At 46.7% G+C, this 5,451-nt stretch carries 3 protein-coding genes and 2 pseudogenes; 4 read left to right on the top strand and 1 reads right to left on the bottom strand.

Annotated features, from left to right (window positions below; genetic code table 11):
- Positions 1–142: 142 nt before the first annotated feature.
- The 4 genes and pseudogenes from RTW80_RS22120 to RTW80_RS22105 all read left to right on the top strand — a co-directional run.
- Positions 143–742 (top strand): annotated as a pseudogene (locus RTW80_RS22120) (host specificity protein J); the annotation flags it as partial.
- A pseudogene (locus RTW80_RS22115) lies at positions 741–860 on the top strand (Ail/Lom family outer membrane beta-barrel protein); the annotation flags it as partial. The pseudogenes RTW80_RS22120 and RTW80_RS22115, both read left to right, overlap by 2 nt.
- Before the next feature lie 601 nt (positions 861–1,461).
- Complete coding sequence (locus tag RTW80_RS22110) at positions 1,462–3,318, top strand: phage tail protein (RefSeq protein ID WP_023281805.1); 1,857 nt, start codon at positions 1,462–1,464, stop codon at positions 3,316–3,318.
- Positions 3,318–3,902 carry a tail fiber assembly protein gene (locus RTW80_RS22105; protein WP_001741474.1) on the top strand — a complete coding sequence of 195 codons (585 nt, stop codon included), beginning with the start codon at positions 3,318–3,320 and terminating at the stop codon, positions 3,900–3,902. The genes RTW80_RS22110 and RTW80_RS22105 overlap by 1 nt, the downstream gene beginning before the upstream one ends.
- A gap of 73 nt (positions 3,903–3,975) precedes the next feature.
- On the opposite strand, the gene RTW80_RS22100 is transcribed toward RTW80_RS22105, so the two are convergent.
- Entirely contained in the window at positions 3,976–5,307 is a 1,332-nt protein-coding gene (locus tag RTW80_RS22100; protein ID WP_096967486.1) for a sensor domain-containing diguanylate cyclase, read from the bottom strand.
- Between the last annotated feature and the right edge of the window lie 144 nt (positions 5,308–5,451).

The following is a 5,451-nucleotide window of genomic DNA, read 5'->3' as shown; positions in this document are numbered from 1 at the left end:
GGCATACCCCGCGCGAAGCGAAGGACAACCTGAAGTCCACGCAGCTGCTGAGTGTGATCGATGCCATCAGCGAAGGGGGCCGGTTGAAGGTCCGGTGGATGGATTAAAAAGCGTGCTGCTGAACAGTACGCCGGTGCTGGACACTGACTTCAGCGTGGGTGCGGAAGGGCTTCGCCATGTACCGGGGGATGTCATTGAAATCTGCGATGATGACTATGCGGGTATCAGCATCGGCGGGCGCGTGCTGGCGGTGAACAGCCAGACCCGGACGCTGACGCTCGACCGTGAAATCACGCTGCCATCCTCCGGTACCACGCTGATAAGCCTGGTTGACGGAAGTGGCAATCCGGTCAGCGTGGAGGTCCAGTCCGTCACCGACGGCGTGAAGGTAAAAGTGAGCCGTGTTCCTGACGGCGTTGCCGGATACAGCGTGTGGGGGCTGAAGCTGCCGACGCTGCGCCAGCGCCTGTTCCGCTGCGTGAGTATCCGTGAGAACGATGACGGCACGTATGCCATCACCGCCGTGCAGCATGTACCGGAAAAAGAGGCCATCGTGGATAACGGGGCGCACTTTGACGGCGACCAGAGCGGCACGGTGAATGGTGTCACGCCGCCAGCAGTGCAGCATCTGACCGCCGAAGTCACCGCAGACAGCGGGGAGTATCAGGTACTGGCCTGCTGGGATACGCCGAAGGTGGTGAAGGGCGTGAGTTTCATGCTTCGCCTGACCGTGGCAGCGGATATCCGGTGCGCCTGCATGGGCGTCTGAACATCAGTCCACGCTGAGCGCGGGGTATCTTCATGCCTCGACGAACGTTCCCGGCAGCGATGATCTGAACGGGATTAACGTGAAAGAGCGCCGGCAGCGCAGCTTCCTCGGCAACGGCGGCAGCAAATTCTGCGAAGGCGGCAAAAACGTCTGAGACAAACGCCAGGTCTTCTGAAACGGCAGCGGAACAGAGTGCCTCAGCTGCGGCAGGCTCAAAAACAGCGGCTGCGTCGTCTGCCAGTGCAGCGTCAACAAGTGCCGGGCAGGCCTCAGCCAGTGCCACCGCCGCCGGAAAATCGGCAGAAAGCGCCGCATCGTCTGCTTCAACAGCCACAACGAAGGCTGGCGAAGCCACTGAACAGGCCAGCGCAGCAGCGAGGTCTGCTTCCGCAGCGAAGACATCCGAAACGAACGCGAAAGCGTCGGAAACCAGCGCAGAATCCTCAAAAACGGCTGCCGCATCGTCCGCCAGTTCGGCGGCGTCATCGGCATCATCTGCGTCTGCTTCAAAAGATGAGGCGACCAGACAAGCGTCAGCAGCGAAGAGCAGCGCCACGACGGCATCCACGAAGGCAACAGAGGCGGCAGGCAGTGCGACGGCAGCATCTCAGAGCAAAACTACTGCTGAATCCGCTGCGACCCGTGCGGAAGCTGCTGCTGATCGTGCTGAAGAGATTGCCGGTGCAGTTGCGATGGAAGACGCAAGCCTTACAACTAAAGGTGTTGTGAAACTTAGCAGTGCTGTTGATAGCACCAGTGAATCGCTGGCCGCAACGCCAAAAGCAGTTAAAGCAGCCAATGACAATGCGAATAGCAGGGTGCCATCTAACCGAAAAGTTAACGGAAAAGCATTGACTGCGGATATAACATTAACGCCGAAAGATATTGGTACTTTAAATTCAGTAACGATGTCTTTCTCTGGCGGGGCTGGGTGGTTCAAACTGGCTACGGTTACCATGCCACAAGCGAGTTCCATCGTTTACATCGCATTGATTGGTGGCGCTGGTTACAACGTCGGTTCCCCACATCAGGCAGGCATTTCAGAACTGGTTCTACGAGCAGGCAATGGAAACCCCAAAGGAATTACCGGGGCTTTGTGGAAGCGTACAGCCGTCGGATTAACGAATTTCGCCTGGATCAACACATCCGGCGATACATATGATATTTACGTTGAGATTGGCAATTATGCGACGAGTGTAAATATCCATTGGGATTGTACTGCAAATGCGTCAGTTTCTGTTTATACCTCGCCAACATATTCAGCGAGTAAGCCTTCCAGCGTTACCTATGGTGTTGTTTATACGATGTATAGCTCACATCAGAAACCTACACCATCAGATATTGGAGCACTGCCAACAACCGGAGGAACAGTTTCAGGTCCGTTGTCTGTTACAGGTGGATTAACTGGTTCATTGAATGGTAATGCAAGTACAGCCACGAAATTGCAGACGGCAAGATCTATCGGTGGAGTTGTTTTCGACGGTTCTGCAAATATTAACCTTCCAGGTGTAAACACTACGGGTAATCAGAACACCACTGGTAATGCTGCAACTGCTACAAAACTTCAGACTGCAAGAAAAATATCCGGTGTTCCATTTGATGGTTCTACTGATATCACTTTAACCGCCGCGCATGTGGCTGCTTTTGCCAGAAGGGCAACGGATACATATGCCGATGCGGATGGTGGCGTTCCCTGGAATGCCGAATCAGGCGCTTACAATGTCACCCGCTCTGGCGACAGCTATATTCTGGTTAACTTCTATACCGGAGTCGGAAGTTGCCGGACCCTGCAGATGAAGGCGCATTACAGAAATGGTGGTCTGTTCTACCGTTCTTCAAGAGACGGTTATGGTTTTGAGGAAGACTGGGCAGAAGTTTATACCTCGAAAAATCTTCCACCAGAAAGCTACCCAGTCGGCGCACCAATCCCGTGGCCATCAGATACCGTTCCGTCTGGTTATGCCCTGATGCAGGGGCAGACTTTTGACAAATCTGCTTACCCGAAACTTGCAGCCGCTTATCCGTCAGGCGTGATCCCTGATATGCGTGGCTGGACGATTAAGGGCAAACCTGCCAGTGGTCGGGCCGTATTGTCTCAGGAACAGGACGGCATTAAATCGCATACCCACAGCGCCAGCGCATCCAGTACAGATTTGGGGACGAAAACCACATCGTCGTTTGATTACGGCACTAAATCCACGAATAACACCGGGGCACATACACACAGTGTTAGCGGTACGGCTGCTTCAGCCGGTGCACATACCCATTCGATGACATTTGTTTCAGGTGGTTCCAGTGGTGCTCCGGGAAGTGGATCACCTGATTATTCTAAATACAGTGTTAACACTTCTTCTGCAGGCGCTCATACGCACTCTGTATCGGGTACTGCTGCAAGCGCAGGTGCACATGCACATACTGTCGGTATTGGTGCTCATACGCACTCTGTTGCGATTGGCTCACATGGACACACTATCACCGTTAACGCTGCTGGTAACGCGGAAAACACCGTCAAAAACATCGCATTTAACTACATTGTGAGGCTTGCATAATGGCATTCAGAATGAGTGAACAACCACGGACCATAAAAATTTATAATCTGCTGGCCGGAACTAATGAATTTATTGGTGAAGGTGACGCATATATTCCGCCTCATACAGGTCTGCCTGCAAACAGTACCTATATTGCACCGCCAGATATTCCGGCTGGTTTCGTGGCTGTTTTCAACAGTGATGAGGCATCGTGGCATCTCGTTGAAGATCATCGGGGTAAAACGGTTTATGACGTGGCTTCCGGCGACGCGTTATTTATTTCTGAACTCGGCTCATTACCGGAAAATGTCACTTGGTTATCCCCGGAAGGGGAGTTTCAGAAGTGGAACGGCACAGCCTGGGTGAAGGATACGGAAGCAGAAAAACTGTTCCGGATCCGGGAGGCGGAAGAAACAAAAAACAGCCTGATGCAGGTAGCCAGTGAGCATATAGCGCCACTTCAGGATGCTGTAGATCTGGAGATCGCAACGGAGGAAGAAACCTCATTGCTGGAAGCCTGGAAAAAATATCGGGTGTTGCTGAACCGTGTTAATACAACAACTGCACCGGATATTGAATGGCCAACAGTACCCATTATCGAATAGTGCATTACGAACTGCAGGATATTATATGGGATAATATTCTGCAGTTTATTGGGGCTGTATTTTAAAAAGGTGTTTATTTTGAGTGAACTATCACCTTGTTTTTTCCGGTTCTTTTGGCTTGATATAACGCTTTATCGGCATTGACTAACATTTCAGATGGGCTGAGATTATTCTCTTTTGAAGTAAAGCAACCAATACTGACAGTTATTTTCTCAGGTCCATGCGATAATAATTTTTCCGAGCATTGCTCTTCAATGTTTTTTCTGATTCGCTCTGCAATTGATAGCAAGAGCTTTTGAGTATTACCTTTAATGATAATACCGAACTCCTCACCGCCTAAGCGCCCTAATATATCCTCTTTCCTGATGGATTTTTTTATTATTCTGGTAACCATTACTATGACTTGATCACCCATATGATGCCCCCATTTGTCATTGATGCTTTTGAAACTGTCAATATCTAACATTATTACTGAGAAATCATGGTGTTTTGATATATTCTTCAATGAGTCAATAAAGTATCTTCTATTGTATGTATTCGTTAGTGGATCATGAATTGCCATATGATTAGCATGATTTAATTTCCTGAAAACATAATACATGAGTGTTGAAATGATATAAATCATTGATATCAATTCAAGAAATTTTGTCATGTACCATGCAGGATGGGATTTATCAATAAAATACAATAAAATTAGATTATTGCATACTGACACTATACTAATAAGTATTATACACAACCATATTTTTGAGTAATTACGTATGCTGATGCATGAGCTGATAAGTAATACAAGCCAAAATACTGATATTATTTTGGTGTACACGATATTCCACGTCGGCAAATGACGATTCAGCGAGTATTGTATAATATTAAGACTATATTTTATATTGTCACTGCTTAGATTTTTTGCTACAAACGGAGTAATAAAAAGAATTAATATTGACAAAACAACAATTATTATGTTTCTTTTATCTTCTAAAACACTTTTATTTTTAACATTGGTGGAACAAACAGCCAGAAAGATTATAGATATAAAGCTGAACTGACGGAATAGATAATATATTGCGATATCATTTGATTTCTGATAGATTGTAGATAAATCGTTACCTAACGGAGATAAAGAAATAATAGCCACTTCTAATAAATAATACGTGTTGCTCAAAAACGCGAATGAAAGAATTAAGAGATAACTTTGTCTCTGATTAGAAACATAGTAAAGCAATAGAAAAATAAAAATCATCAGGTTTATGAAAAAAAGCCCAATAATGAAAACACTATAACTTATTTGTGTTGTTTGTGTTATGTATATTCCATTATTTTCATGCAGTAACAAAAATATAATAGAGATGCATGAAAATAAAAAGATGAAGATTTTTATTTTTATAGGTACCTGGTTGATAATCATGTACGCACCTGAGAATGATATATATATAATATGTATCGCTACAAATAACGATAATTTCTTACTGGTGATAGGTGATGCTGCCAACTTACTGATTTAGTGTATGATGGTGTTTTTGAGGTGCTCCAGTGGCTTCTGTTTCTATCA

It is taken from the genome of Escherichia sp. AM3, assembly GCF_032029835.1.
GTDB classification, from domain to species: Bacteria; Pseudomonadota; Gammaproteobacteria; order Enterobacterales; family Enterobacteriaceae; genus Escherichia; species Escherichia coli.
The sequence above is the reverse complement of the archived record's forward strand: the minus strand, read 5'-3'. Positions and strand labels throughout refer to the sequence as shown.